General features: G+C 63.9%; 25 protein-coding genes. 9 read left to right on the forward strand and 16 right to left on the reverse strand.

Annotation, left to right across the window (positions count from 1 at the left end):
- The first annotated feature begins 84 nt into the window (after positions 1–84).
- Complete coding sequence (locus ACPPVP_RS14835) at positions 85–1,683, forward strand: FAD-binding oxidoreductase (RefSeq protein ID WP_426535438.1); 1,599 nt, start codon at positions 85–87, stop codon at positions 1,681–1,683.
- 80 nt (positions 1,684–1,763) lie between these two features.
- Here ACPPVP_RS14835 and ACPPVP_RS14840 read toward each other — a convergent pair whose 3' ends face one another.
- From ACPPVP_RS14840 to ACPPVP_RS14860, 5 genes are all read right to left on the reverse strand, one after another.
- The gene (locus ACPPVP_RS14840; RefSeq protein ID WP_426535440.1) at positions 1,764–2,141 is read right to left on the reverse strand and encodes a hypothetical protein; all 378 of its coding nucleotides are present in this window, start codon (positions 2,139–2,141) and stop codon (positions 1,764–1,766) included.
- Positions 2,131–3,231 (reverse strand): hypothetical protein, encoded by a 1,101-nt coding sequence (locus ACPPVP_RS14845; RefSeq protein ID WP_426535442.1) that lies wholly within the window; start codon positions 3,229–3,231, stop codon positions 2,131–2,133. The genes ACPPVP_RS14840 and ACPPVP_RS14845 overlap by 11 nt, the downstream gene beginning before the upstream one ends.
- Positions 3,224–3,646, reverse strand: a complete 423-nt coding sequence (locus ACPPVP_RS14850; protein WP_426535444.1) for a hypothetical protein — start codon at positions 3,644–3,646, stop codon at positions 3,224–3,226. Before ACPPVP_RS14850 ends, ACPPVP_RS14845 begins: the two co-directional genes overlap by 8 nt.
- A gap of 106 nt (positions 3,647–3,752) precedes the next feature.
- Positions 3,753–4,724 carry an alpha/beta fold hydrolase gene (locus tag ACPPVP_RS14855; protein WP_426535445.1) on the reverse strand — a complete coding sequence of 324 codons (972 nt, stop codon included), beginning with the start codon at positions 4,722–4,724 and terminating at the stop codon, positions 3,753–3,755.
- 130 nt (positions 4,725–4,854) lie between these two features.
- Positions 4,855–6,270: a TolC family outer membrane protein gene (locus ACPPVP_RS14860; protein ID WP_426535447.1), complete on the reverse strand. Its 1,416-nt coding sequence runs from the start codon at positions 6,268–6,270 to the stop codon at positions 4,855–4,857.
- Between the two features lie 343 nt (positions 6,271–6,613).
- Here ACPPVP_RS14860 and ACPPVP_RS14865 point away from each other — a divergent pair, with 343 nt between their 5' ends.
- Positions 6,614–8,461, forward strand: a complete 1,848-nt coding sequence (locus ACPPVP_RS14865) for an acetyl-CoA hydrolase/transferase C-terminal domain-containing protein (RefSeq protein WP_426535449.1) — start codon at positions 6,614–6,616, stop codon at positions 8,459–8,461.
- A 111-nt stretch (positions 8,462–8,572) separates the two neighbouring features.
- Here the strand turns inward: ACPPVP_RS14865 and ACPPVP_RS14870 are convergent, their stop codons facing one another.
- Both ACPPVP_RS14870 and ACPPVP_RS14875 read right to left on the reverse strand, forming a co-directional pair.
- Positions 8,573–9,352, reverse strand: a complete 780-nt coding sequence (locus ACPPVP_RS14870; protein WP_426535451.1) for an enoyl-CoA hydratase — start codon at positions 9,350–9,352, stop codon at positions 8,573–8,575.
- Between the two features lie 113 nt (positions 9,353–9,465).
- Positions 9,466–10,146 carry a hypothetical protein gene (locus ACPPVP_RS14875; protein ID WP_426535453.1) on the reverse strand — a complete coding sequence of 227 codons (681 nt, stop codon included), beginning with the start codon at positions 10,144–10,146 and terminating at the stop codon, positions 9,466–9,468.
- A gap of 325 nt (positions 10,147–10,471) precedes the next feature.
- On the opposite strand from ACPPVP_RS14875, the gene ACPPVP_RS14880 reads away from it, so the two are divergent.
- Positions 10,472–11,017: a sigma-70 family RNA polymerase sigma factor gene (locus tag ACPPVP_RS14880; RefSeq protein ID WP_426535455.1), complete on the forward strand. Its 546-nt coding sequence runs from the start codon at positions 10,472–10,474 to the stop codon at positions 11,015–11,017.
- A 2-nt stretch (positions 11,018–11,019) separates the two neighbouring features.
- Positions 11,020–11,658, forward strand: a complete 639-nt coding sequence (locus ACPPVP_RS14885; RefSeq protein WP_426535457.1) for an NrsF family protein — start codon at positions 11,020–11,022, stop codon at positions 11,656–11,658.
- Here the strand turns inward: ACPPVP_RS14885 and ACPPVP_RS14890 are convergent.
- Together ACPPVP_RS14890 and ACPPVP_RS14895 are read right to left on the reverse strand one after the other, a co-directional pair.
- Positions 11,648–12,775, reverse strand: coding sequence for a DUF2336 domain-containing protein (locus ACPPVP_RS14890; protein ID WP_426535459.1), 1,128 nt, complete (start codon positions 12,773–12,775; stop codon positions 11,648–11,650). The two genes, ACPPVP_RS14885 and ACPPVP_RS14890, sit on opposite strands and share 11 nt — an antisense overlap.
- Before the next feature lie 63 nt (positions 12,776–12,838).
- Positions 12,839–13,933 (reverse strand): GGDEF domain-containing protein, encoded by a 1,095-nt coding sequence (locus tag ACPPVP_RS14895; protein WP_426537849.1) that lies wholly within the window; start codon positions 13,931–13,933, stop codon positions 12,839–12,841.
- Between the two features lie 472 nt (positions 13,934–14,405).
- Between ACPPVP_RS14895 and ACPPVP_RS14900 the strand changes: the two genes are divergently transcribed.
- The 4 genes from ACPPVP_RS14900 to ACPPVP_RS14915 all read left to right on the forward strand — a co-directional run bounded on the left by ACPPVP_RS14900 (position 14,406) and on the right by ACPPVP_RS14915 (position 18,514).
- A complete protein-coding gene (locus ACPPVP_RS14900) occupies positions 14,406–14,975 on the forward strand; it encodes a sigma-70 family RNA polymerase sigma factor (protein ID WP_426535461.1) in 570 nt (189 codons plus the stop codon).
- Positions 14,972–15,685: a hypothetical protein gene (locus ACPPVP_RS14905; RefSeq protein WP_426535463.1), complete on the forward strand. Its 714-nt coding sequence runs from the start codon at positions 14,972–14,974 to the stop codon at positions 15,683–15,685. Before ACPPVP_RS14900 ends, ACPPVP_RS14905 begins: the two co-directional genes overlap by 4 nt.
- A 36-nt stretch (positions 15,686–15,721) precedes the next feature.
- Complete coding sequence (locus ACPPVP_RS14910) at positions 15,722–17,449, forward strand: S8 family serine peptidase (RefSeq protein ID WP_426535465.1); 1,728 nt, start codon at positions 15,722–15,724, stop codon at positions 17,447–17,449.
- 546 nt (positions 17,450–17,995) lie between these two features.
- On the forward strand, positions 17,996–18,514 hold the full coding sequence (locus tag ACPPVP_RS14915; RefSeq protein ID WP_426535467.1) for a TIGR03809 family protein: 519 nt from the start codon (positions 17,996–17,998) through the stop codon (positions 18,512–18,514).
- A 59-nt stretch (positions 18,515–18,573) separates the two neighbouring features.
- On the opposite strand, the gene ACPPVP_RS14920 is transcribed toward ACPPVP_RS14915, so the two are convergent.
- The 6 genes from ACPPVP_RS14920 to ACPPVP_RS14945 form a co-directional block, all read right to left on the reverse strand.
- On the reverse strand, positions 18,574–19,944 hold the full coding sequence (locus ACPPVP_RS14920; RefSeq protein ID WP_426535469.1) for a TIGR03808 family TAT-translocated repetitive protein: 1,371 nt from the start codon (positions 19,942–19,944) through the stop codon (positions 18,574–18,576).
- 190 nt (positions 19,945–20,134) lie between these two features.
- Positions 20,135–20,779 (reverse strand): pyroglutamyl-peptidase I, encoded by a 645-nt coding sequence (locus ACPPVP_RS14925; protein ID WP_426535471.1) that lies wholly within the window; start codon positions 20,777–20,779, stop codon positions 20,135–20,137.
- Positions 20,776–21,768, reverse strand: coding sequence for a methylmalonyl Co-A mutase-associated GTPase MeaB (gene meaB / locus ACPPVP_RS14930; RefSeq protein WP_426535473.1), 993 nt, complete (start codon positions 21,766–21,768; stop codon positions 20,776–20,778). Before meaB ends, ACPPVP_RS14925 begins: the two co-directional genes overlap by 4 nt.
- Positions 21,769–21,820: 52 nt before the next feature.
- The gene (locus tag ACPPVP_RS14935; RefSeq protein ID WP_426535475.1) at positions 21,821–23,332 is read right to left on the reverse strand and encodes a tripartite tricarboxylate transporter permease; all 1,512 of its coding nucleotides are present in this window, start codon (positions 23,330–23,332) and stop codon (positions 21,821–21,823) included.
- Positions 23,333–23,335: 3 nt separating this feature from the next.
- Complete coding sequence (locus ACPPVP_RS14940; protein ID WP_426535477.1) at positions 23,336–23,824, reverse strand: tripartite tricarboxylate transporter TctB family protein; 489 nt, start codon at positions 23,822–23,824, stop codon at positions 23,336–23,338.
- A gap of 38 nt (positions 23,825–23,862) precedes the next feature.
- The gene (locus ACPPVP_RS14945) at positions 23,863–24,858 is read right to left on the reverse strand and encodes a tripartite tricarboxylate transporter substrate binding protein (protein ID WP_426535479.1); all 996 of its coding nucleotides are present in this window, start codon (positions 24,856–24,858) and stop codon (positions 23,863–23,865) included.
- Positions 24,859–25,079: 221 nt separating this feature from the next.
- Here ACPPVP_RS14945 and ACPPVP_RS14950 point away from each other — a divergent pair, with 221 nt between their 5' ends.
- Positions 25,080–25,547: an SRPBCC family protein gene (locus ACPPVP_RS14950; protein ID WP_426535481.1), complete on the forward strand. Its 468-nt coding sequence runs from the start codon at positions 25,080–25,082 to the stop codon at positions 25,545–25,547.
- 14 nt (positions 25,548–25,561) lie between these two features.
- Here ACPPVP_RS14950 and ACPPVP_RS14955 read toward each other — a convergent pair whose 3' ends face one another.
- Complete coding sequence (locus ACPPVP_RS14955) at positions 25,562–26,317, reverse strand: PdaC/SigV domain-containing protein (RefSeq protein ID WP_426535483.1); 756 nt, start codon at positions 26,315–26,317, stop codon at positions 25,562–25,564.
- Positions 26,318–26,353 lie beyond the last annotated feature (36 nt).

Consider the following 26,353-nt stretch of genomic DNA (forward strand, 5'->3'; position numbering starts at 1 on the left):
CGTCGTTTGATCGAACCGAAAGGCGCGCCAATTTGACTAATCATCCGCCCGCACGGACTATCACCCATCTCCTGGAATCAATTCATGCGAAAATTTTCACAAAAGTTCAAAACCGGCGTGTCCATTGCCGCCGTGGTCGTCGTGCTGCTGGGCGTCTACAGCTATCGCAAGCTTGCCGCGCTGGCGGCCGACCCCACCGGGGAAAAGGATTGCGGACCGGCGGCCGGCGGCGGCGAGCAGGCGAAAATCGACCTGGAGCGGATCAAGGCGATTGCGCCGTTGAAAGACGTCAAATGGTCGCAGCTTGGCGGCAGCATCAATGATGCAAGCTGCCTCAACAAGACCGAAATCTACGGCATGGTCGAGGTGCGCAGCGTCGAGGATATCGCGAAGACGCTGACCTTTGCGCGCGACAACAAGCTCTCCGTCACCACCGCCGGCGTGCGCCATAGCATGGGCGGGCACGCCTTCCGCAAGGGCGGCATCGTGCTCGACATGCGCGGCTTCAACAAGATCGTGCTCAACGAGAGTTCGCGATCGGTCACGGTGCAGCCGGGGGCGACCTGGCACGACATCCAGAACGTGCTGCATCCGCGCTTTGCGGTCCGCGCCATGCAGTCGACCGATATTTTCAGCGTCGGCGGCTCGATCTCGGTCAACGCCCACGGCATGGACCATCAGGCCGGCGCGCTTGCGAAGTCGATCAAGTCGATGAAGGTGATGCTCGCGGACGGTTCGCTGCAGACGGTATCGGCGACCCAGAACAAGGACCTGTTTAACCTGGTCGTCGGCGGCTACGGGCTGTTCGGCGTGATCGTCGAGGCCGAGCTCGATATTGCCGACAATCTGGTCTACCAGACCGGGCGCCGCGTGATGGACTACAAGGAATTCCCGGCGCTGTTCGCGGGCGAGATCGAGAAGGACAGCAATATCGGGTTGATGTACGGCCATCTCTCGACCGCGCCAAGTTCGTTCCTGAAGGAATTGCTGCTCTACACCTACACCAAGGTGGACGGCACCGATTTCAAGCGCGAGCCGCTCGGCGAGGTCTCCGGCGTCAAGCTGCGCCGGTTGACCGTCAACCTTTCCAAGCAGGGTCCGCTGTTTCAGGAAATGAAGTGGTTTTCCGAAAAGCACATCGAGCACCGCATGGAAAACTGCACGGTGACGCGCGCGCAGGCGATCGGATCGGCGGAGGCCTGTCTCGTCAACCGCAACGACCCGATGCACGATTCCGTGCCTTACTTGCGCAACTCGCTGCCCAACGACACCGACATCCTGCACGAATATTTCATTCCGCGCAGCCAGTTCGTCTCGTTCGTCGACGGCGTGCGCAAGGTGCTGACCGACAACAAGACCAATCTGTTGAATGCGTCGGTGCGGATCGTGCATCAGGAGAACAATTTCCTGACCTATTCGCCGGAGCCGGCGTTCTCGCTGGTGCTCTACATCAACCAGACCACGGATGATGAAGGCAACCGGCGGATGAAGAAGGCGACGGAGGAACTGATCGACCTCACCATCGCGCACAAGGGCCGGTTCTTCCTGCCCTACCAGCTCTATTATTCAAAGGATCAGTTGCAGCGCTCGTATCCGCAGATCAACGATTTCTTCGCGGCGAAGCGCAAGTATGATCCGGGCGGGTTGTTCACGAATACGTTCTATCAAAAGTACGCATCGTAGGGGCTTGCTCCGTCATTGCCTGCGACAAACGCGAAGCGTTTGCGCAGGGGAGCGAAGCGACGAAGCAATCCATATCTCGCCTAGCCGAGAGATGGATTGCTTCGCTTCGCTCGCAATGACGAAGCTGCGCGCGATGGCGGCAAACCGCTGCAGCCACCGGCCTGTTCTGCGTCCAATACCAGCAACGCACCCGCTGCATAGAGGCGGGCGACAAAGCTGACATCGTCCGAACGCGCGATGGTGACGTAATTGTTCGACGCAAGGATGCGGCCGTTGGCCTTGGCGATCGCGGCCAGCGCCTGTGTCGGCGGACCGACAATGGCCATCGACTTGCCGGGGGCCGATCCAAAGGTCAGCGCAACGACGACAGCGAGCCAGCCAAAGACGACGAGGGCGATTGCGCCGGCGATGCGGCCCAGCGGTAGTGTCCGGTTCTGCTGACGCTCCTCAGTAGTCATAGAAGTGCTCAATGTTCGCGCCCCTGGCCTTGAGCGCGCGGTTGATATCCACGAGGCCGTCGATCCTGGCTTTCAGGCCGGCCCTGCGAAACCCGGGCCGAGCATCCAGCTCCAGCGAAAACAGCTCCGTCGTGCCCTTGATGTCAAGCTTGGCGGCATCCGGAGCAATCACGGTGATGAGAATGTCGTGATTGCCTGCGATCTCCGCAACCCCATAGCCCTGGTCCAGCAGGCCCTGCAGGATCTCGGTGAAGGCCTTGTAGCGCGGCGCCTGCACCAGTTGCCATTGCGCGTCGAGCGTACGGACCGGCTTGATGCGCGGCTCCTTCGCCAGCACCTGCGGCGGCAATGCGGCGACCACGAACACGATGTCGCGCGGCTCGTCGTCGCCGCCGGCGTCGAGCGCCTTCTGGATCAGTGCGGAATAGCCGATCTTGACGAAATATTCCGTGCCGAGCGCGAAGTCGCGTTCCCAGCTGCGCAGGCTGCTCGGCGTCGGCGCTGAGATCGCCATCAGGCCGTCGAGCTTTTCGCGGAACGGATATTTGTACCAGGGGACCGTGTAGAGGAAAGCAGCATAGTCCTGCAGCATGGCGCGTCCGAACTCGTCCTGCGGGGTGAGCTTCTCGCCCCTGATCCATTCGAACACGCGCCCAACCGTGTTCTCATAGAACCCCTTGACGGTGTATTCGACGGAATAGCTGATGCCGATGATGTAGATCATCGTCTTTACTTCGGTCAGCGATTCTCCCGTCGCGGGCACCGCGCGGTTGATGGTGCAGAAACTCCGCCAGAAACCGAAGATGTGACCGAGGTAGCCAAAATGGCTTTCGCTGGAGCGGTCGAGGAAGCGGCCGAAATCCTCAAAGGAATAGACGATGTACCATTCGGGGAAGGTGAAGAAGGTGTTGTTCAGCTTGCGCCGGTAGCCTGCCTCGTCGATCGCGGGCAGGGTCACGGCCGGCGCACCGGCCGCTGCCGGGCCGGAAGAGGGGCGGCAGGTGCCTTCGATATAGGCCAGCGGCACGAGCACCGTCAGCGCGACCAGGATCGCGATGACGGTCAGGATACGCCGCAACCATTTAAGCATGAGCGACGGACCGCGTCCGCGGCGCCAGCCCATAGCCGATCAGGATCGCCACGCCGCCGAGGCCGAGATGCGGGGCATTGGCGAAAAACCGTGTCGGGAGCGGCAGGTTGAGGACGCCGTTGATCAGGATGCCGAAGTCGAGATAGCCGCTGCCGGTGAGCAGGCCGAGCACGCCGTCGGCAAAGTAGAACACGCCGAACAACTGAAAAAACAATTCCGAAGCGCGGCGCGAGGTGATCGCCGCCGCGGCCGCCCACAGCGCCGAGACCAGATGCAGCCCGTCGGCGTACCAGGTGCGGCGAAACAAGCCGAAGATCATGTCATTGGCGTCGATGAAGGCCGGGATATAGCCGGTGAGGATCACGAAGCCGAGCAGGGCGGCATAGCCCCAGGCGCACAATCTGATGATGTCCATGATGTCTCCGGCGACGATCTGTAAGACTTGTCGAATCTCTGTCCAGTTTAGAGCGTTTTCAAGCGAAGTGGGCACCGGTTCTGATTCAATCAGAACCGAAAAGGCTTTAGAGGCTTGCAAGTGTCTTGAGCAGGGCGTCGTTGAACATGCCGGGGTCCTCGATTTGCGGAATGTGACCGAGCCCAGGCAGCATTGTCAGGTCCGTTTTCGGCGGCAGCAGCGTTCGGAGATCGAGCGCCTGTTCAACCGGGGTGATCGTATCCTTGTCGCCCCACAGGATCGCGACCGGGACTTCCAGCTTCGCATAGGCGTTGCGGTCGGCGCTCGCGGCATCGGTGTCGGCGCCGAGGAAGTAATACAGCCAGTCGGCGATATCGCTGGTGCTGTCGCGCTGCGTTAGCGGCCTTTGCAGGATCGCGACATATTCCGGCAGCGCGCGCTCCTTCTTCGCGATCAGCGACTTGAGCAGCATTTCCGTCGCCACCGGATTGGTGATGGTCAGCGACACCAGGATTTCGCGAATCCATTGCGGCTGGATCACCCAGGGCGCTGGGGACGGCGCCGCCGTCAATCCGAGCGCCGCATCGACCAGCACGAGCCCGCGCGTTCGGTCCGGATATCGCATCGCGAGTTCGGTCGCCGCACCCGCGCCGAAGGAGTGACCGACGATGATGGCGGGCGGAGCTTTCAGCGTATCAAGCACGTCGCTGATCCGGGCAGCCTGGTCCTGCCGCGTGTAACTGCCGGGGCGGTCCGAGAAACCAAACGGCGGGAGATCGAGGGCGATCACATGAAAGCCGGCCTCGGCCAGCACGTCGCTGGTATGCCGCCACAACTCGCTCCACGCCGCCGTGCCGTGAAACAGCACCACGGGAACGCCATCCTCCGGACCCTTCTCCTGCACGAACACGCCGCCTGACCGCGTCGGCACCAAATGGCCGGTCCGTGGCGCAAGTTGGGGGCGCGTGCCGGTTTCGCGGATCGACGCCGCGAGGCGGAACGAGGTGATCACAAGGGTTACGGACAGGAGCAGGACCAACAAGCCGTTGCCCGACCAGCGCAGAATGTTTGCAACCACGAGGCCTCGCACAATCGATCGATCAAAACGGGGGGCGGAAACGGACTGAGTTGTAGGCAAATGCAGATGGCTGGCGACCGAAAATACCCGACATGATCAGCGCCCGGTTAACACCGGGAGAAAATACAACCTACTGCCCTGAAGGTGTTCGCAGGCCGTGCCAGGCATCGCGCACCTGGTGATAGTGCACTTCCGGCAGGTAGTCCGGCGTATTGAGGCCGAGGTTCTTGACGTCGAGCCGGCCGATCGCGCTGAGCAGGGTATAGGAGGCGATCACGCGGTCGCGCTGCGCGCCGATCAGCCGGGCCTTTGCCGAAATCAGGTCCTGCTGCGAGTTGAGGACATCGACGGTGGTACGCTGGCCGCCGGCGGCCTCTCGCTGCACGCCCTGCAGGGCGACGGTAGCGGCGCGGACTTCGGCTTCGGATGCGGTAACCGCGATCTTGGCGCCCTCATTGGCGACCCAGGCGCCGACCGAAGCGGTGCGGGCCTGGTTACGGAACTGCTCCAGCACCAGCCGGCTTTGGCTGGCGACTTCCTTGGCCTGCCGGGTTTGCGAGGCCGCCATGCCGCCATCGTAAATCGGCTGCGTGAGCTGGCCGGTCACCGACGCCTGATCGGTCCCGAAGGTGCCGAGCGTCGGATCGGAATCCCTGCTGCGGCTGACGCTGCCTTGCAGCGTGATCGTCGGCATCAGGCTGCTTTCGGCGACGCGGATCGAGGTCGAGGCGACGTCGAAGTCGAAGCTGGCCGCCATCACCGCCGGATGCTCGCGGAAGGCAAGCCCGGTGGCGTCATCGCGGCTGCGCGGCAGCAGGCGGTCGACGGTTTCGGCGGGGCGGAGCAGGGTGGGCGCGTTGCCGATCACCTGGGTATAGGTCGCCTGGCTCACCGCCAGATTGACCTCGGCGGCGTTCAGGTCGGCGCGGCCCCGGCTCAGGCGCGCCTCGGCCTGCGCGGTATCGGTGGGCGTGACGTCGCCGGCATTGAGTCGCTTCTGGGTAATGCCGAGCGTTTCCTGCAGGAACGCCACGTTGGCGCGCTGCGCTTCGACCAGCGATTGGTTGGCGAGCACGTTGGTATAGACGGTGACGGCGTCGAGCAGCACGCCCTGGCCGACATTGCGCAGCGCCTCGCGGCCGGACCGCACCTGCAGTTCCGCCACGCGGACGCTGTTGGCGGTCTTGAACCCGTTGAACAGCGTCTGCGTCACCGTTAGCCCGACGGTCCAGGGTTTCAGGTTCGCGGACTGGATGGTGTTGTTAGGCAAGAGGTCGCGCACCGCCTGCAGGCCGGCGGAAAGATTTGCGACGATCTGCGGCCGATAGCCCGAAAGCGCCTGCGGTACATTCTCGTCGGTGGCGCGCTGGCGGGCACGTTCGGCATTGAGCTGGGGATTGGTCTGATAGGCCTTGGTCAGCGCCTCGGGAAGGCTTTCGCCATGCGCGGCCGGCGCCGCAAACGCAAAGCAAGCCGCCGCAAGGCAAATGCCCGATCGAAGCAAGCGCCTTTCAACGTGGCCAACTCTAGCCGCACGCCCAGCCATATGATCCCGTAGCCAACACACGAACGTGATAACCCTGCTTCGAGCCATCGCGCTCTATCTGCTTGTTTGGGCATGATCTTCAGGGAACGCCGGTCACCCGCCATTCCGGATCATGCACTGTTTGTCCGCCCCGCCGACACCCTCGGCGCGTTTACCTGTTTAGGCGGCGTCGCCGCCACAGGCAAACTGCCGCGCGACATCAGGACAGTAATTCACTGAATTCAGCGCTTGGCTGTTGCCGGTTCGTCACAGACGAAGTTCAACGGCAAATGCGCTAGGCTTCTCTGGCTGGCGTCCGATTCGGGGCGGTTGGCTCTCCAGCTGTGCCCCGGGTCCTCAACTGATGCCAAAGTTGTTTTCCGATCCTGAAGCGATCGCGGAAGATATCATCCGCGATGTCGGCACCAACCTCGTGGTCGGCCTGCCGCTCGGGCTTGGCAAAGCGAATCATGTCGTCAACGCGCTGTATGCACGTGCCGTCGCCGACCGTTCGATCAAGCTCACCTTCTTCTCGGCGCTGACGCTGGAAAAACCACGGCCGTCGAGCCTGCTCGAACGGCGCTTGATCGGCCCGGTGATCGATCGCCTGTTTGGCGGCTATCCCGACCTGGCTTATGCCAGCGCGCTGCATGCCGGCGAATTGCCGCCCAACATAGAGGTGATCGAGTTCTTCTTTCTGGCCGGCAAATGGCTGCACGTGCCGTACGCGCAGCAGCATTACATCTCCGCGAACTATACCCATGCCGCGTCCTACCTGCTGTCGCGCGGGCTGAACGTCGTCACCCAACTGGTCGCGAAACGTGTGGTCGATGGCGAGACGCGCTACAGCCTGAGCTGCAACACCGACACCACGCTCGACATCCTGCGCGCACGGAGCGAGGGCCGGGCGTCGTTCAGGCTGATCGGCCAGGTTAATTCCGAGCTGCCGTTCATGCCGGGGGCCGGTGATCTGCGGGGGGACGAATTTTCCGCCGTGCTCGACAGCCCCGGGACGGATTTTCCGCTGTTCGCGCCGCCGGCCGAACCGGTCAGCGACACCAAATACGCGATCGGGCTTCATGCCGCGGGCCTCGTTCCTGACGGCGGCACCTTGCAGATCGGCATCGGGCAAGTCGGCGATGCGCTGGCGCAGGGTCTGATCGTTCGCCACCATGACAACGCGCAGTTCCTTACCATCATGAAGCGGCTTGCGCCGGGAGCGGCGCCTGCGGAGACCGCGCCGTTCGCGAAGGGGCTTTATGGCGTCAGCGAAATGCTGGTCGATGCGTTTCTCGGCCTGATCGACGCCGACATTCTCAAGCGCGAGGTCGACGGCGTGACGCTGCACGGCGCGTTTTTCTTAGGCCCCAAATCGCTCTATCGCGCGCTGCGCGAGATGCCGGCCGAGCAACTCGCGCGCATCCAGATGATGCCGGTATCCTTTACCAACCAGCTCTATGGCGATGAGGATGCCAAGCGCCAGGCGCGCGTCGGTGCCCGCTTTGTCAACACCGCGATGATGGCGACGCTGATGGGGGCTGCGATTTCGGACGGCCTCGAAGACGGCCAGGTCGTGAGCGGCGTTGGCGGCCAATACAATTTCGTCGCGCAGGCGTTTGAGCTTCAAGGCGCGCGGTCGGTCCTCGCGCTGGAATCGACACGGCAGGCGGGTCGTCATACGCTTTCCAACATTCGCTGGAACTACGGCCACCAGACCATCCCGCGGCATCTGCGCGACGTGTTCGTCACCGAATACGGCGTTGCCGACGTCAGGGGCAAATCGGACGCCGAGACCATCGCGGCGATGCTGGCGGTGACGGATTCCCGTTTCCAGGATGAACTGGCCAGGGTCGCCAAGGATGCCGGCAAGCTGCCGAAGCAGCACGAAATTCCGCGCAGCCACCGCGAAAATTTTCCGGATCGGATCGCGCAGGCCCTCAAGCCTGCGCGTGATGCGGGGTTATTGCCGTCATTCCCGTTCGGCAGCGATTTTGACGATGTCGAGCAACGGCTGATCCCGGCGCTGCAGTTGCTGCGGGAAGCGCAGCAAAGGCCCATGCAACTGCCGGGATTGCTATGGCAGGGCATGACGCAGCCGCCGGATGCGTCGAAGCGCGAGGCTCTGAAGCGGCTCGGCCTCGATCACCCCAAAACGTTCGCCGAGCGCGCCTACCGCGCGCTGGTCAACGCGGCGCTGGCGCGGGCGGGATAGCGAGACCCGTAGGATCGGTAGAGCGAAGCGAAACCCATCGATGCCAACGACACGACCATGCGATTGATGGGTTTCGCTCCGCTCTACCCATCCTACGAAGGTCGATCAATCCTACCTGTTCTTGTTCACCGGCTTGCGCTTCTCGATGAACGCCGCCATGCCCTCGGCGCGGTCTTCCAGCGCAAAGGTCGAGTGGAATAAATTGCGCTCGACATTCATGCCTTCCGACAACGGCGTCTCGAACGCGCGGTTGATGGCCTCCTTGGCCATGGCCGCCGCCGGACGCGACATCGAGGCGATTTTTTCCGCCGCCGACAGCGCCTCTTCCATCAATTTGTCCGCCGGCACGACGCGGCTGACGAGGCCGGAGCGCTCGGCTTCCGCCGCATCCATCATGCGCCCGGTGAGGCACAGATCCATTGCCTTGGATTTGCCGATCGCCCGCGTCAGCCGCTGGGTGCCGCCGATGCCCGGGATGGTGCCGAGCGTGATTTCGGGCTGGCCGAATTTCGCGGTGTCGGATGCGATGATGATGTCGCACATCATGGCGAGCTCGCAGCCGCCGCCGAGCGCATAGCCGCTGACGGCGGCGATCGTCGGTTTCCGGCAGGTGGCGACGCGGCCGCCGCCGATCGCGGCGAAATCGCTGGAGAACATGTCGATGAAGCTTTTCGGCTGCATCTCCTTGATGTCGGCGCCGGCGGCAAATGCCTTTTCGCTGCCGGTGAGCAGGATGCAGCCGATCTTGTCGTCGGCCTCGAGATCGTCGACGGCCGCCGCGATCTCGGCAAACACGCCGAACGACAGCGCATTGAGCATTTTCGGCCGGTTCAGCGTGATGATGCCGACCGCGCCCTTGCTCTCGACAATGATGTATTCGAACGTCGCCATGATCCACCCCGCGCTACCGAATTTGCGGGCAATGTGCCTGCTGCCGCGGTGGGCATCAAGTGGGGCGGGAACAGATCCCGGACGCGGCAATGCCGCGTCCGATGCGCGGACCGCTACGCCATGAACATGCGCGCGGCCGACGCCATCGTCAGCAAGGCGCCGAAGGCGATGAAGATCTTTCCGATAAGCGAAGTCTTGTCCAGGGTGGTGCTGTCGCTGTTCGCGGCCTGAGCGGCCCCGTCCGCTGCCGGTCTGGGCGAGGCCATCGCCACCGTCTGCGAGGAGGGGTGCAGCGCCCGATCGCCGTCGCCGGGCTGCTCGGGGACAACCACGGCGGTATCGGCCGGCGCCTCCGCTGCGTCAGCCGGCTTGTCCGCCGCGGCCTGCAGTACCGTGCTGGCTTTCTCCGACATGGCCGCCGACATTCCCTTCGCCGTGTCCTTGGCGCTATCAGGCGGCGCATCGGCGGCGGTCATTTGCGCGTTGGCGTTGGCGACCCATGCGGGCAACGCGGGCGCGGTGCCGCCGCTCGCATCGGCGACCTGCTTCTCGTCGACTTTCTTGCTGTCGGCGGATTTCGATGCCGTGTGGGAATATTTGCGATGGACGTAGCGCTTCTTCAGGTAACGGGAACCTTGCCTCGCGGACTTGCCGGAACCAGCACTCTCCGATTTGGAGACGGCGGCACTATCCGCATCAGTGCCGGCAGCCATCGCCGGCGGTGGTCCTGCGAGACTTACCAAAAGTCCTGCTGCAAGAATCAAGGCCGACCGCGCGCTGGCTTTGATCGTCATGTAGAAGTCTCCCATTGGCCGCCGCCCAACCGCGAGAAAAGACCCCACCCCTTGTCCACAGCACGGCGAAAACTGGGAATTTTCAGGCAACACCCGGCAAAAGCTGGGCAATTGTGTTGCAGCGGGTTCCTCCCGCGGGAACGCTGCAGCGGATGCGAGCCTGCGCGATCAATGTTATGAGCCTGCGGTCTGCGTGGCCCGCCATCCCGATTCCCGGACAGATGGTCGCCAGCGGATACGGCGGGATTTCGATCACGACCTCGTGATCGGAACATCCCGACGTAACAAATTGAAAGATCGACCGAATTGCAGGGTAGGAGCGCTCTTGCGCGAACGGGATGACGAATGGACCGGCCTGATGCGGTCGGCCATTGCAGGCGACAGTGTGGCGTATCATCGCCTGCTCAGGGCCGTCACGCCGGTGCTCCGGGCTGCGGCGCGCCGTGGTTTGGCGCGGGCAGGGCAACCGGTAGATCAATCCGAGGACATCGTGCAGGACATTTTGCTGGCGGTCCATCTGAAGCGGCATACCTGGGACGCCAGCGCCCCGTTTGCCCCATGGCTGTTTGCGATCGCCCGCAACAAGCTGATCGATGCGCTGCGCCGCCGCGGCCGGCGCATTTTCGTCGACATCGACGATTTCGCCGAGACGCTGCCTGGCGAAACGCCGGCCGAGACCGCCTCGGCGAGCGAGGTTGCCGCCCAGCTTCAGACACTGCCGTCGCGGCAGCGCGACGTGCTGCAGTCGATCGCGGTCGACAGCGCCTCGATCAAGGATACGGCCGCGAAATTTTCGATGAGCGAGGGCGCGGTGCGGGTGGCGCTGCACCGGGGGCTGGCGAGCCTGACGGCGAAGCTACGGGAACAGTGAGGATGGATACCAATCAGCTCATTCGAACACTGGCGGCCGACAATCCGCACCGGGCGCGGCCCGTCGGTCTTGCGCTGATGCTGGCGCTTCTGGCCGCGGCGCCGGTCTCGCTTCTGATGTTCTTCACCGAACTCGGCATCAGGCCCGACGTGATGATTGCGATGCGCAACCCGTTCTTCGACCTGAAATTCGCGGTGACGCTGGCGCTGGCGATTGCGGCGATTGCCGTCAGCCTGCATCTGTCGCGGCCCGAGGCCTCGCTGCGCGGATTTGGCTGGCTGCTGCTAGCCCCGGTCGGGATTTTGACCGCCGCGATCGGCGGCGAGATGATGATGCCGCAGCGGCTTCCGATGATGACGCGGCTGGTTGGCAAGAATTCGTGGACGTGCCTGATGGCGATCCCGCTGATGTCGCTGCCGCTCCTGGCCGGCGCTCTGACCGGGCTGCGCCACGGCGCACCGGCGCGGCCGGCGGTCGCCGGCGCCATCGCGGGACTGTTGTCGGCGGGACTGGCGGCGACGCTCTACGCCTCGCATTGCACGGACGATTCACCGCTGTTCGTGGCGACCTGGTACACCATCGCGACCGCGCTGGTGACCGCGATCGGCGCGCTCGCCGGAGCCAGGCTGCTCAGGTACTAGGCACAGGCGAGGCGGGCGTATTCTGCTGCATGCGGTGGAAGCGCAGCACCTGCTGCGCCGTCGATGGCCGCAGCCGCTCGTAGGTGTCCTTGCAGGTCAGGAGATTGGAGGGCTCCGCGCCGGACAGTTCGTCGCGCATCTTGATGATGGTCTTGACCGTCGGCCACGACAACCCTGCGACCTTCGCCAAAATCATCACGCCTTCGGCCCGGCTTTCGATCATCATGTTCTCGGCGATCGCCACCGGCACGTTGGCCAGCGCCGCGATCGAGGCGTTGGCCTCGTCGAATTTCCCGGCCGCGGCAAACGACGCCACCTCGGTTTCGTCGAGCCGGCCGTCGTCATACAGCGACTTGACCAGGGCGTGCGCAATCTCGGTGTTCTGGGTGATCGTCGAGGTCGCCGAGCGCGCGCGCCGCGTTGCCTCCTTGACCGCGGTCGGCACCTCGGCCGCCTGCTGCGGGTTGGCGGCTTCCAGCCGCTGCCGCACCGTGTCGGAGGCCTTGGCCAGCAGTTTCAGATAGAGGTGCCGCGGCACGGACGGACGCAGGCCGATGCAGGTCGTGAGATTATCGTGGCCTTCGGCGCGGCTGACGAGACGGGTAAAGCCGCGCTCGGTGAACTCCGCGCCCGGATTGTTCACGGTCGACTCGATCACCTCATTGTTGCCGCGCTGTACCAGCACGTCGGTGACCGCGCCGCTCAGCGTCCTGCGGGTCGAAATCGCCATCAAATGCGCCTGGCTCTTGCTGCGCGCATTCTCGATCAGTGTCTTGTCGTCGAGCCGCATCGACTGCGACAGCACCGGACCCGCCACCTCAATGACATCATCGAAAGCCAGCGCGCGGATGGTGAGCGGCGGGGCGGTGTCGATCGGGGCGAGACGGTTGGCCAGCAGCATCTTGGCCGAGGTTTCGATGTGATCGATCAGGAACTGGAAGACATCGTCGAACAGCCCGACCTGCTCGTCCGAATAGTCCACCGCGCCGTTGATGAAGAGATCGGTTACCCGGCGCAGGGTCTCGACCCGGCGCGCGACGGTCCCGTGCGCAAGCGTGGACTGGAGCTCGTCGAGCAGACTTCCGGGAGAAGGAGACGTATTGGCTTTCGAAATCATGACTCTGTCCTGGAGCAAAAACCGGCAGCGGGTTCTCCGCCGCCGAAACTGGAATATGTTGGATCAGGCACGGGTGATGCGGTTGCGTCCCTGCGCCTTGGCTGCATAAAGCGCGCTATCGGCGCGCGCGAGAAATAGGTCTGACGTTTCGTTTCGATTGAGCGTTGCAACGCCTGCCGACATCGTCACCTTCATGCCGGGCGAGAATGCGCTCCAGTCGAGGTCGGCAATAATGGCGCGCAAGCGGTCGAGCGCCCGCATGGCCTGGCCGGCGTCCATCTCGGGCAGCACCAGCAGGAATTCCTCGCCGCCATAGCGGCCGAACCGGTCGATGCTGCGGACGTTGGCGAACATGGTGATCGAGAATGTGCGCAGCACCTCGTCGCCGGTCGGATGGCCGTAGGCGTCGTTGATGCGCTTGAACCAGTCGAGGTCGATCAGTGCGATGGAGCAGGGCGATCCGCTGCGGGTCGCGCGGACGATCTCCTCCTCCAGCATTCGCATGATGCAGCGCCGGTTGGAGGCCCCCGTCAGTTCGTCGAGTTCGGCAAGTTCCTCGATCCGCTTGTACGCCGCCTTCAGCTCGAAGCTGCGGTCGTAGAGCATCTTGCGCATGGTGCTGCCATACAGCCCCACGAAGGCGCACTGTCCGATCGTGAGGACAAAGGAAAGCATCGCCGCGACGCGTTCGGTCTGGGTGGTAATCGGCAGGCCGATCGGGGTGCTGCTAAAGAGGAAGATCGGCGCCAGGCCGATCATGGTGAGTGTCCAGGAAATGATCGCCTGCCGCGAGGTCATTCGCAGCGCGCCGAACCCGAATATGAGGAATACCACGCTCAGGAAGGCAAATCCGATTTCGGGCGCCGCCAGCAGAAAACAGAGCTGGAGTGCAACGTGGCCGGCTACCTGGAAGATGGTCAGATAGTGGTCTTCGAACCGGTCGTTGAAGTGGGCTTCCGACAACACGACAAAGACCGAGACCAGCCCGATGCCGGAAAGGAAATAGGCCGACGGAATGATGATCGGGACGGTGCCGGCGTAGCAATAGACCAGCAGCACCGAGGTGATGAGCACGTAGCTGACGCCTTGCACGGCCAGCATATGGCGGCGCTGGCCGACCCGGCGCTTCAATACTTCCAGCGGCAGCCGGATCGGCATAGCCGTACCGTGGGTGCCTTGCCCCTGAAGCAATGAAGCCGCGCTGCTCATGTCCCGTCGCTATTGGAGTATGCTGGACGAAACTTTAGGGAATAAAGCCTTTAGGTTTGGTATCTTTTGACGTCGGATCGGGTCCGTTAAAACCCTGCCATTGCACTGTTTCGTAACGGAAATCTGCCGGATTCCGATAGGGTGGAACCCGCTTGCAGCGGGCGCCTTGGGCGCGAAGCAGGTGCTGCCCTGCCGGCCAAGCCTTGCTAAGGTTGTGGCGTGACGCGTCTTTAAGAAAGTGTTTCCGTATTATGATACCAATTTTGGGGTTGAACTCGTCTGTGCCGGGAAGATGGCTTAGCAATGTCCGTCTGTGTGGTAGGTCACACATGCAATCCGGACAATGCCGTAATGTGAAGAATCTCACCCTTCACATCGAACCGCCGGCCTCTCCCGTCAGACCAACGTTGCGAGACGGCCATTGAACGCGGCACAGGCGGCTTCAGACGAAATTCTGATCGCTCGGATCGCTCAAGGCGACCGGCTCGCCATGCAGGTGCTTTACGGAAGGCACCATGTCAGGGTGTTCCGTTTCGGGCTTCGGCTCGTCAGGGACGAACAGATTGCGGAAGACCTCATCAGCGAGGTTTTTCTCGATGTGTGGCGGCAGGCTGGAAAGTTCGAAGGCCGATCCGCCGTTACCACCTGGCTGCTGGCGATTACACGGTTCAAGGCCCTTTCGGCACTCAGGCGCCGCAAGGACGTTGGACTGGATGACGAGACCGCCAACGCGATCGAGGACACGTCCGACGATCCGGAAATGGTGGCGCAGAAGAAGGATACGGGTGAAGCGTTGCGCAAGTGCCTCACGGCGCTTTCGTCAGATCATCGGGAGATCGTCGATCTCGTCTACTACCACGAGAAGTCCGTGGAAGAGGTGGCCGAGATTGTCGGTATTCCGGAGAACACCGTCAAGACGCGCCTGTTTTATGCGCGCAAGAAATTGGCCGAGTTGCTGAAGGCAGCCGGCGTAGAGCGAGGTTGGCCATGATGGCGGCGAGCAAAAAAATGCTGGATCGCGAGCCCAGCGAAATCGAGATGCTGTTGCCGTTCCACGCGGCCGGCACCTTGAGCACACGCGACGCCCGCCGCGTCGAGGAGGCGCTTGCCGGCGATCCTGAACTGGCCCGGCAATACGCCGTCATCCGCGAGGAATATGCCGAGACGATAAGCCTCAATGAGAGCCTCGGTGCGCCGTCCATGCGCGCCATGCAGAAGCTGTTTGCTGCGATCGACGGAGAGCCCGTGCGCAAGCCATCGCTTTCAGTCAGCCTGTCCGCCCGGGTATCGGAATTTTTCGCAAGGCTGTCGCCGCGTACGCTGGCCTGGTCGGCGAGCCTCGGCGCCGTGGCGCTGCTGTTGCAGGCCGGCGTGATCGGCGCCGTGCTGATGAAGAACCAGACCGCCTCGTTCCAGACCGCCTCGCTCAGCCTGGACGAACCGTCGTCGGCGCCCATTACCCGCGATCTCGCAAGCAGCGCCGCGCCGACGCGCGCACTGGTGCGGTTTGCGCCGGAAGCACGCATCGTCGACATCACCGCGTTGCTCGACAATTACCAGGCCTCGATCGTCGACGGCGCCAAGGGCGGCATGTTCCGCGTGCAGTTCGGTAACAAGGCGATGAGCAAGGACGAAGCTGCAAGCCTGCTCGCCAGGCTGCAGCGCGAGAAGATCGTCAGCCTCGCGGTCGCAACGCCTTAAGAGGCCGCCGGCGCGTCCCGGGAGGGCCGAGGTTCCATGGTTCACGATGGCCCGAATTGGCTGATGAAGACGCGCCGCACGGCATTGATTTTGTCGGCGGCGTTTCTGCCATTGATCGCTTTCGCTGCCTCCGCGGTTCATGCGCAAAGCATCATGCGCACCCCCAATCTCAACGTCGGCTCGCGGGTGCCTACCATCAATCCGACGGTGACGCCGCGGATCAACCCGACCATCGCGGCCCGGCCGGTCGTGCGTGCCGATACCGTCGCGCGGATCCCGCCGTCCCGGATCATGAGTTCGACCCTGCGGGTCCGCCCGGGGGCGGGCGTGCCATCGACGCTCCCCTATGCGCGGTTTTCGCCCAACCTCTATCCGGCCTGCCAGAATGCGTTTCGCGGGTCCGACGGCGAATGCTTCGATCGTCCGGTGATGTCGGACGGCGGCGGCAACGGCACCTCGGCCAGGAAGGGCAAGGGCGGATCGGGCAACAACAACGCGCAGGCCGCGGTCAATCTGCTCGCGGTCCGAAACGAACTCGTCGCCGAAATCGACGGCGCGCTATCCACCGCCGAGGCCGATGAACTGGCGCGGCGCCATGGCCTGGAGCGCATCGCCTCGCAGAGTTTCCCGCTGCTCGGGGGCTCCATCGGCCTGTTCCGCATCGTCGACCGGCGGCCGGCGGACACGGTGCGCCGCGAACTCGCAGCCGACGCCAGCGTGCGTTCGGTGCAGTTCAATTTCCGTCACTTCCTGCAGGATGCGAAGAAGCCCGCGATCGAGGGCGACGCCGCGCAATACGCCGTCGCCCAGCTCCGGCTGCCGCAGGCACACACGCTCGCCCGTGGCATGAACGTTACCATCGCGGTGATCGATTCAGGCATCGACATCAAACATCCCGAACTCGCCAATTCGGTCGCCGACAGTTTCGATGCGCTCGGCAGCCGCGAAGGTCCGCATGTCCACGGCACGGGCATTGCCGGCGCTATCGTCGCGCATGCCAAATTGATGGGTAGCGCGCCGGAGGCGAGGCTGCTTGCGATCCGCGCGTTCGGCGCGGGATCGAAGGGCGCGGAGAGCACGTCCTATGTGATCCTGAGGGGATTGGACTACGCGGCCGAGCATGGCGCGCAGATCATCAACATGAGCTTTGCCGGTCCGAAGGATCCGCTGATCGAGCGCGGCATCGCCGCGACCGCGAGCCGCGGCATCCTGATGGTGGCGGCGGCCGGCAATGCCGGGGCAAAATCGCCACCGCTCTATCCGGCCGCCAATCCGAACGTCATTGCGGTGAGCGGAACCGACGCGCAGGAAAAACTGTTTGCGGCGTCCAACCGGGGCAACCATATCGCGATAGCAGCTCCGGGCGCGGATATCTTCCTGCCGGCGCCGGATGAAAAATATCAGATCACGTCGGGCACCTCGTTCTCCGCCGCCTATGTCAGCGGCGTTGCGGCGCTGCTGCTGGAGCGCAATCCTGCATTGAAGCCAGGAGATGTTCGCGCGATCCTGACCAAGACCGCCCGCGATCTCGGCGCCCCCGGCCGCGACGATCAGTTCGGCGCGGGCGAGGCCGACGCCTTTGCCGCGGTTACTGCGGCGACGGCCGCACCGGTGGTTCCGCTTGCCTCGGTTTCAGGCAAGCCTGCGGCAGAAAAAACGCCGGCGCTCGACCCGTCTGCCGATAACGCTTCCGTGAGCCGGGCACTGAATGACGTCCCGCCGTCGATGGCGGCAGACAAATCGGCCGCAAACGCCGCGAAATAGCCTGTTGCGCCGTGATTTTTGCGGCAATCGCCCCGAACACAAGGTTAAAAAAATCGCCCGGCGTTTTGAACGTTCGGCGAGGGTGCTGCGACTTATCAATGTGGGAGCGGTAATCCCTCCCCATCGGCTGTATTCGGCGCGAGCGCCCATCCACCCCAAGCGCCCATATAGCTTGACCCGTCCGGTTGTCCCCCCGGACGGGTCTTTCATTTTCGGCACCAGGTTTTGGAGGAGGCTGCGCCGCTTGCGGGGCCGCGCGAATCGCTGGCTACACGTTTTTCGTTTGATTTCGTGATACGCAATTTTACCGTGTGCGCTCTTGAGCGAACGCTGAGGCATGCTTGGCAACGCGGTCATGCTGCCGTGCGGCTTGACGGTGGATAGCGCAGACAACCCCGTATTTGTGCGGGTATCTTCGATCGAAGCGTGCTTCCGTAGCTTCACGCACTAGACAACGAAAAAGTTTTCCACAGAATATCCCTGTCATCTCCAAACTGATTCGTCTCTGGTTGCGTCTGCGTCCGTTTCTCTCTTACGGGCTAATTTATGGCACATCCTGCAGACGTGGCGCGCGGCCGCAACCTTGTGGCGCGTTGGTGCAACCTTGCCGAGCGACGGCTGGAACACCTCACCGAACTGTTCGAGAGCGGACGCTGGCGCCGCTATCACACCGAACTCGAATTCCTCGAAAACATCCAGGAAGCCAAGGCCGCCGTCGAAACCTGGCGCGACCTGTTGAGCCGCGAAGCCTCGCTCGATAACACGGCGATCGACATGACCTGGCTTGGCCGCCGCCGCACCACGCCGCTGCTGCTGACGCCGCTACCGCGTGATGAAGGGTTCCGTCAGGCGATTGTGCAGCCTCAACCGAGACCGGCACCAGTTGCCACGCCGCCGTCACGAGACGTCCCCGCTGACATTCTGGTCGCGTTGGAAAGCCAGCTCGTCGATGCGAATGAGGCGCCGTCCGTACCCGACGTGCTGGCGCTCGACGACATGCAGTTCCCAGCACTCGATCTGGATGCGATGAAGGACCGCTATCCGCTGCTGCGCAACGCGCTTTAGAGCGAAGTGGACACCGGTTCGCGTCAAGAAACGCGTCAGAACAAGAATCGCGGCGCGAACTAGCGTCGCACCGCGTTGCCTGCGACCGTTACCTGCGCGTAACGCTGCGCGCCTTCGGCTGACAGGTCGGTCGTGATGGCGCGGGCGTGATCGAGCCCGACCACGGCGCCGCGCGGGGTTTCCGAGATCATGTTGTTGCTGACCAGCGCCGTGCCGGCGCCGGGCATCACCGACACACCGACGCCGACGAAGGCGTTGCGGATCACGTTGCCCGTGATCGCGACGTCGCGGAGATATTTGCCCCAGCCGGCGATGATGCCGAACGAGGGGGCATTCTCGACCACGTTGCCGGTCACGGATGAATCCGCCTCGACATAAATGCCGATCCCGGCGTCGTCGTCGGGCGCGGTGCCGATCGGCCGCTTCGGCAGCAGGTTGCGAATGATATTGCCCTGCACGACGGCAATGCGTCCGCCTTCGTTGAAATTGCAGACAGAGACGCCGACGGCGGCGCCATCGACGGAGTTGTTGGCGATCACGGCGGCCTCGAACGCGAATTCCGAATAGAGCGCGACCTCGCGGACATTGCTGACGCTGTTGTCCGTGATGTGGATGTTGGAGGCCGAATTGCCGCGCACCGCGGAGTAGTCGCAATTCTTGATGCGGTTGCCGCGCACGATCACGTTGCCGGCGCGGAAGGCGTTGATGGCGTTGCCATATTGCCCGGAGCCGCCGGGGCCGGCCTTGATGTCCTCGATGCGGTTGTCGAGAACGAGCGTGCCGTCGTCACCGATCGCCGTGCGCAGGATCTCGATGCCGTTGTCGTTGGTGTCGGTGATGGTGTTGCGCGAGACGATCAGGCCCAGCGCGTCGAACGATACGACGGCGGTGGTTGCGGTTTTTCTGAAGATATTGCCGGAGATGTCGCCGGATACCTGTTCCAGCCAGATGCCGTTGCCACCGCTGCCTGATATTTCGCAATCGGCGATGCGGACGTCCCGCCCAGCGAGGCAATGCACCAGGCCGCGCCGCTCCGGCAGCGGAATGCCGCCGCCATCGAAGGTGATGCCGGTCAGGCCGACGCTGTTGGCGCCTTCGCCCTGCAGCATCGAAGGGCCGCCGCTGAATATGAGTTTGGTCGCGCCGCGCACGCCGACCAGTTGCGTGCCGCTTTGCAGGCGCAGCATGCCGGTGCGATAGACCCCCGGTGGCAGCGCCAGCGGCGCTTGCGCGCGCGCCGCTTCGTCGATCGCGCGTTGCAGTTTCGCGGTCTGGTCCTCGGGACTGCCGGGACGCACGCCGTACTGCGTGACGTCGCGGCCGAGCGTGGAGGTGAGGGGTGCTGAGCGCGCTGGCTCTGGCGACATCGCAAGTGCGCCGGCGACGCCGGCGGCGGATCCTCCGATGAGACGGCGGCGGTTCATGTCCATGCCGAATACGTATCGCGAAAACGCGGACAAGCATGGTGAAGACGGCAAGGGACCGCGGCGATTGTTCGGGTTAGGGTTAATGTTGCGTACGACGACGGTCCGGTAGGGTGGGCAAAGGAGCGTAGCGACGTGCCCACCATCGAACACCGAGCACGCTGAGAGATGGTGGGCACGCTGCGCTTTGCCCATCCTACGAAGCCCTTCTTGCCAACCTCACCATCTCCAGCAACATCGCTTCACCGGCATCGACCAGCTCTTCCAACGTGATGCGCGGGAAACCCTTGCGACGGACTGCGCCGCCGCGCGCCAACGGCGGGATGTGAATGAAGGCGGCGAGGCGCGGGCCGTTACCGGCATTGACGGCCTCGATCGCGCGCCAGCTCAAATAGTTGCAGAGATAGCTTCCGGCATCCCGCGAAGTGCGGGCATCGAGCCCGGTACCCTCAGCGGCCCGCAGCAATTTTGCGGTGTGCGGCCCGAATCTCTGCGCGTCCGCCCCGTCGGCGATTGATCCTTTTCGCGCGCGGGTTTGCGCGGCATCGGGCCACAGCATGGTGACGGCATTGCGGGCGCGGGTCTCGACCCGGACGTACCCGGTGCGACCGGCGAGGCCGAACATCAAGAGCGCATGCGGCTTGTGTTTCGCGAGCGCCAGCGGCAATTCGCGGTCGACCGCCTTGTAGGTTACCGGAAAGATATGGCTGGAGAGTTCGACGTCGGTGAACGCAGGACGGCGCAGCCGTATCAGCCGCGCCACCAGCGGCTGCGTCGGATTGTAGGGCGCGCCGGGAAACGGGCCAAAGCCGGTGACGAGAATGCGAAGTTTTTCGCTCACCGCAGCCACTCCGCGATCTGCTCGGCGGCGACCGCCGGCGTGATGCGGCCATCGGCGACTTCGGCCTCGGTCTTTTTCACCTTGGCCCGGATCGCGGGATCGGCGCGCAGGCGGGCCATCATCCGCTGTTCCAGCATCGACCACATCCATTTCACCTGCTGCTCCCGCCGCCGCGCGGCGAACTCGCCCGAGGCGTTCATGGCGGTGCGGTGATCCAGGATCTTCTGCCACAGCACGTCCATGCCGGTGCCGGTCAACGCCGAATAGGTCAGCACCGGCGGATGCCAGTGCTCCGAGCGGGGGCTCAGAATATGCAGCGCGCCGCGGTATTCCGCCGCTGCCAGATTGGCGCGCTTGATGTTGTCGCCGTCGGCCTTGTTGATAGCGATCATGTCGGCGAGTTCGACCAGCCCCTTCTTGATGCCCTGCAATTCATCGCCGGCGCCGGGCAGCATCAGGGCCAGGAAGAAATCGGTCATGTCGCAGACGGCGGTCTCGGACTGGCCGATGCCGACGGTCTCCACCAGCACCACGTCGAAGCCGGCCGCCTCGCAGAGCAGCATCGCTTCGCGGGTTTTTGCGGCGACCCCGCCCAGCGTGCCGGACGATGGCGAGGGCCGGATGAAGGCGCTTTCGGAGTTCGCCAGCCGTGCCATCCGCGTCTTGTCGCCGAGGATCGAGCCGCCGGTACGGGCCGAGGACGGGTCCACCGCCAGCACCGCGACCCTGTGGCCGCGCTCGATCAGGAACATGCCGAGTTCGTCGATGGTGGTGGATTTGCCGACGCCGGGCGAGCCGGTGATGCCGACGCGAATCGCCTTGCCGGTGTCCGATAGCAACGCCTGCACCAGCTCGCGCGCCGCCGACTGGTGGTCGCCGCGCCGGCTTTCGATCAGGGTAATCGCGCGCGCCAGCGCCGCGCGATGGCCGGCGCGGAGCTCCTTGGCAAGCTTCTCGATATCGGGGGAAGCATTCTTCGGCAGGATCATGCCTTGGTTTACAACGGCCGGGCCGTGCAGGCGAGGGGCCTGCGCGGTCCGTTCAGCCCGCCGATGTGGCGGGCGCGGGCTCGCCCTTGAGCTTCCGCCACACCCAGACCAGCATCGGCCAGATCAGCGCGCCGATCGCCATGGCAGCCAGAATCGCGGCGATCGGCCGCTCGAAGAACGGCAATATGCTGCCGTCGGATTTGATCAGCGAGGTGACGAACGCCTGTTCCACCATGGTGCCCATCACGATCCCAAGCACCATCGCGGCGACCGGATAGCCGTTTTCCTCCATGACGTAACCGATGATCCCGAAGGTGGCGACGGTGACGACGCCGAACATGTTGTTGCCGATGGCGAAGGAACCGACCGCGCAGCACAGCATGATGACCGGCATCACCGAGGAACGCGGGGCGCGCAGCACATAGCTCGCCAGCCGGATCATGACGATGCCGAACGGGATCATGATGATGTTGGCGATGATGAACATCAGGTAGATCGCATACATGCTCGACGCTTTTTCGGTGAACAGCGTTGGGCCGGGGTTGAGGCCCTTCATGTAGAGCACGCCGATGGCGATCGCCGCGATGGTGTCGCCGGGAATGCCGAACAGCAGCGACGGCACCCATCCCGACGCGATGCTGGCGTTGTTGCTGGCGCCGGCTTCGACCAGGCCCTCGACATGGCCGGTGCCGAATTTTTCCGGCTCCTTCGAAAAGCGCTTGGACATCGCGTAGCTGACCCAGGCGGCCATGTCGGCGCCGGCGCCCGGCAGCACGCCGATGATGATGCCGATGATGTTCCCGCGCGTCATCTGCCAGTGATATTTCTTGGTCAGCAGCCACTGACCCGCCATGATGCTCCCGAACTTGCGCCGCGGGATCGGCGGCGGCTCCGGCGTCAGCATCGCGCGCATCACCTGCGCCACGGCGAAAACGCCGACCAGCGCCGGGATCGGCTCGATGCCGCCGAACAAATCAGTCAAACCAAACGTGAAGCGGGGCACGCCGCCGGGGTTTTCGATGCCGATGCAGGAGACCAGGAGGCCGATGAACATGCCGGCAATCGCCTTCACTGGCGACGAGCGCGCAACCAGCGTGGCGCACATCAGGCCGAGGAACGCCAGCCAGAAATATTCGAAGGTCGAGAACGACAGCGCGATCTCGGCGAGCGGCGGCGCCAGGATCATCAGCGAGAGCGTGCCGGCGATGCCGCCGACGGCGGAGAACCACACGCCGGCGCCGAGCGCGAGTTCGGCCTCGCCCTTGCGGGTCATGGCATAGGCTTCGTCTGCGTAAGCCGCCGAGGCCGGCGTGCCCGGAATGCGCAGCAAGGCACCCGGAATGTCGCCGGAAAAGATCGCCATCGAGGAGGCCGCCACGATGGTGGCGATGGCGGCGATCGGCGACAGATAGAAGGTGACGGGGACCAGCAGCGCGGTCGCCATCGTGGCCGAGAGGCCCGGCAGCGAGCCGATGACAAGGCCATACACCGACGCCGCGAACATCGCGACGATGACTTCCCAGGTGGAAATGAGTGCGAACGCTTCAATCAGGGTTTTCAGCATCGATCACCACGGCATCGGCAGCAGCCCGGCCGGCAAGGGCACGCGCAGCAACTTTGAGAAAATCAGATGAATGCCGATCGGCGCCAGCGCGGCGAGCGGCAGCGAAAGCTTCCAGCGGGCGCCGAGCGCGGTCGACGTCACGAACACGATCAGCGCCGCCGTGATGATGAAGCCAAGCCGGTCGGCGACCACTACATAAAACAGCAGCAATGCCGGCGGCAGCAGCGCGCGCAGGCCGTAGAGCTTGCCGGTAGGCGGTGGCTTCGGCTGGCCGCCTTCGACCGGAATCAGCTCTTCTTCCTCTTCGAAGGAGTGGCCGATCCCGAACGCGATCGCGAGCCCGCATAGCGCAAGGCCCGTTCCGATCACCAGTGGAAAGACGTTGGGTCCGACCGGCTGGCCGGGCACCGGCGGCAACTGCCAGCCGCCATAGGCGGCAGCCGCGCCGAGGCCAACGAGAAACAACCCCGTGACGCGATCGGGAAGACGCATGGACTAGCTCCGCAGGTTCGGACGATGTCCGCCGGTGATCAGGCCTTCGAGAGGCCGGCGGCCTTCATCGCCACGCCCATCTGGGCGTCGCCCTTGTCCATGAAGGTTTCGAATTGGGCCGCGTCGCCCCACACCGTTCCGAAGCCGCGATTGCTCATGAACTCCTTGAACTCCTTGGAGTCGTAAACCTTCTTCAGCGCGGCCGTCATCCTGCTCGCGACATCCGCAGGCAGGCCCTTGGGACCGGCAATGCCGCGCCACGCACCGGTCGAATAATCGATGCCCATCGCCTCCTTCAGCGTCGGCACGTCGGGGAAGGCCGGATTGCGTTTCTCGGACATCAGCGCAAGGCTGCGCGCCTTGCCGGCTTCGATGATCGCGCGCGCTTCCGGCACCGAACAGGTGGTGAGGTCGAGACCACCCGCAGCGAGATCCTGCATCGCGGGCGCGGCGCCGTTCGACGGCACCCACGCCACGTGGTTGGGCGCAAGTCCCATCGCCTGCATCCAGCCGACCAGCGCCAGGTGCCAGATGCCGCCCTGGCCGGTGCCGGATGCCTTGAACTTGCCGGCAGGCGCGGCCTTGATGGCGTCGGCAAGCTCTTTCACGGTCTTGTAGGGCGATCCGGAACTGACCTGGATGCCGGGCGGATCCTCATTCATCAGCGCCAGCGGCGTGTAGCTCTTGGGCGCGAGTTCGGTGAGTCCCTGCCAGTGCATCATCGAGATTTCCACCGTCAGCATGCCGATGGTGTAGCCGTCGGGCTGCGCGGTCGCGATCGCGGAATGACCGACCACGCCGGAGCCGCCGGTGCGATTGACCACGTTGAAGGGCTGGCCGAGATCCTTCTCCAGCAGCGCCGCAACAATGCGCGCGGTCGCGTCAGTGCCGCCGCCGGCGCCCCATGGCACGATCAGGGTCACCGGCCGTGCCGGATAGGCCTGCGCCAAGGCCGGTTTGAAGCCAGAACCCGCGACAGCCGCCGCAGCGGCGGATGAGGCCACAAAGGCGCGGCGCGTGATCTTCCTGGACATGGTGGTCCTCCCCTGCGGCGCCCGTGAATCCAGGCGCTCTTGTGATGTCCGCATTCTAGGCGGCTTTGCGCCGCGGTCGCAAGCCGTTGGCCGATCATATGGTTTCATCGCAAGTGGACATCTCGCCACATCCGGAAATCGGGTGGCGGCGATCGGACGACCGGGCATAGGTATCCATGTGCGGTTCAGTCATCGGGCCGCGACCGATGGCGGAGAGAACCATGACGACAGCCTATTACAGCACCGTGCTGAACCATCCGCTCGAATCCGTGTGGACCCTGATCCGCGATTTCAACAACTACCCGGCCTATATCGACGGCGTCAGCGAAAGCGTGATCGAGGACGACAGGGGCGGCGACGAAGTCGGCGCCGTCAGGCGGTTCTGCTACCTCGGCAACTGGATCAGGCAGCGGCTCGCCGGCCATTCCGACGAAGCGCACACGCTGACCTATGCGGGCATCGATCCGCTGCCGTTTCCGGCCGGGCTTGTTCCGGATGCGCCCGCGCCGACGCGCTATGAGGGGACGATGCACCTGCTGCCGGTCGTCGAGGGCAACCGGACTTTTATCGAATGGAAGGTGCAGCTCGAAACCGCGCCGCAGGATGCCGGCCGCTGGCAGACGCTGTTCCAGTCATGGATTCCGGACTGGACGCATTCGCTCGAGCGGGCGCTAGACCGGCCCACCTGACTGGAGCGCGGCCGTCATTGTTGACGGTCTTCGTCATCCTTCGGCCGCGCACCGCCGAAAATCTTGACGCCTTCCGGCGTCAGGTATGGCTTCAACGTCTCCCACGGCACGAAGGCGACGTACCCGCCTTCGGCATAGGAGCCGACCGTGTAAGGGGAGTAGTGGAAGGTCAGGCCGGAGCTCTTGCCTTGCTCGGTCGACGGCGCCAGCGAGACCGGCCCGATCTTGAGCAGCTTCGGCTCGATGGCTTCGATGGCGCTGGCATCCTCGCCTTCCGCGCCGCGTTTCTTTTTCTCGGCGTCGAGGGATGCAATGACGCCTTGCCGCATCGCTTTCAGCGTCGGGCCGTTGTCGGCCGTTTCGGTAAAGAACGGACGGATGCTGATGCGTTTGCCGGCTGACCTGTCCCACAGGATCGTGTCGGACGAACTGTTGGGATGCGCGCCGCCAGTATATGCATAGTCGGCCCTGACGATGCTGACATAGCGGCCATCGACCACCGAGCGCGTTTCGTATTTCCGCTCCATGGTCCACGGGCCGTTGCGGAACAGCTCAGGCTCCTGCTTGCGTTCCTTGTCGGCATCGGCACGGTTCTTCTTCGCCCACGCTTTGCCCTCGGCCAGACAATTCGCTGCCAGCGCCGGATCGGCCTTGATCTTCGCGTCGAGAATGACGCGGGCTTCGATCGATCTGGTCTTGATGGAAAAGTCCGGCTTGGGCTCGGCGGCAAGCGCTGGGCCGAGCGCTGCAGCGCATGCGATGGCGCCCACTAAAGTTAATGCCCGGGCGAATGCGAGGTTGCGCAA

The organism is Bradyrhizobium sp. McL0615 (assembly GCF_049993905.1).
Taxonomy (GTDB): Bacteria; Pseudomonadota; Alphaproteobacteria; order Rhizobiales; family Xanthobacteraceae; genus Bradyrhizobium.

Coding starts and splice junctions, on each gene's coding strand:
- ACPPVP_RS14835 (WP_426535438.1), top strand. CDS start 85: ATGCGAAAATTTTCACAAAAGTTCAAAACCGGCGTGTCCATTGCCGCC.
- ACPPVP_RS14840 (WP_426535440.1), bottom strand. CDS start 2,141: ATGACTACTGAGGAGCGTCAGCAGAACCGGACACTACCGCTGGGCCGC.
- ACPPVP_RS14845 (WP_426535442.1), bottom strand. CDS start 3,231: ATGCTTAAATGGTTGCGGCGTATCCTGACCGTCATCGCGATCCTGGTC.
- ACPPVP_RS14850 (WP_426535444.1), bottom strand. CDS start 3,646: ATGGACATCATCAGATTGTGCGCCTGGGGCTATGCCGCCCTGCTCGGC.
- ACPPVP_RS14860 (WP_426535447.1), bottom strand. CDS start 6,270: ATGGCTGGGCGTGCGGCTAGAGTTGGCCACGTTGAAAGGCGCTTGCTT.
- ACPPVP_RS14865 (WP_426535449.1), top strand. CDS start 6,614: ATGCCAAAGTTGTTTTCCGATCCTGAAGCGATCGCGGAAGATATCATC.
- ACPPVP_RS14870 (WP_426535451.1), bottom strand. CDS start 9,352: ATGGCGACGTTCGAATACATCATTGTCGAGAGCAAGGGCGCGGTCGGC.
- ACPPVP_RS14875 (WP_426535453.1), bottom strand. CDS start 10,146: ATGACGATCAAAGCCAGCGCGCGGTCGGCCTTGATTCTTGCAGCAGGA.
- ACPPVP_RS14885 (WP_426535457.1), top strand. CDS start 11,020: ATGGATACCAATCAGCTCATTCGAACACTGGCGGCCGACAATCCGCAC.
- ACPPVP_RS14890 (WP_426535459.1), bottom strand. CDS start 12,775: ATGATTTCGAAAGCCAATACGTCTCCTTCTCCCGGAAGTCTGCTCGAC.
- ACPPVP_RS14895 (WP_426537849.1), bottom strand. CDS start 13,933: ATGCCGATCCGGCTGCCGCTGGAAGTATTGAAGCGCCGGGTCGGCCAG.
- ACPPVP_RS14905 (WP_426535463.1), top strand. CDS start 14,972: ATGATGGCGGCGAGCAAAAAAATGCTGGATCGCGAGCCCAGCGAAATC.
- ACPPVP_RS14910 (WP_426535465.1), top strand. CDS start 15,722: ATGGTTCACGATGGCCCGAATTGGCTGATGAAGACGCGCCGCACGGCA.
- ACPPVP_RS14915 (WP_426535467.1), top strand. CDS start 17,996: ATGGCACATCCTGCAGACGTGGCGCGCGGCCGCAACCTTGTGGCGCGT.
- ACPPVP_RS14920 (WP_426535469.1), bottom strand. CDS start 19,944: ATGGACATGAACCGCCGCCGTCTCATCGGAGGATCCGCCGCCGGCGTC.
- meaB (WP_426535473.1), bottom strand. CDS start 21,768: ATGATCCTGCCGAAGAATGCTTCCCCCGATATCGAGAAGCTTGCCAAG.
- ACPPVP_RS14935 (WP_426535475.1), bottom strand. CDS start 23,332: ATGCTGAAAACCCTGATTGAAGCGTTCGCACTCATTTCCACCTGGGAA.
- ACPPVP_RS14940 (WP_426535477.1), bottom strand. CDS start 23,824: ATGCGTCTTCCCGATCGCGTCACGGGGTTGTTTCTCGTTGGCCTCGGC.
- ACPPVP_RS14945 (WP_426535479.1), bottom strand. CDS start 24,858: ATGTCCAGGAAGATCACGCGCCGCGCCTTTGTGGCCTCATCCGCCGCT.
- ACPPVP_RS14950 (WP_426535481.1), top strand. CDS start 25,080: ATGACGACAGCCTATTACAGCACCGTGCTGAACCATCCGCTCGAATCC.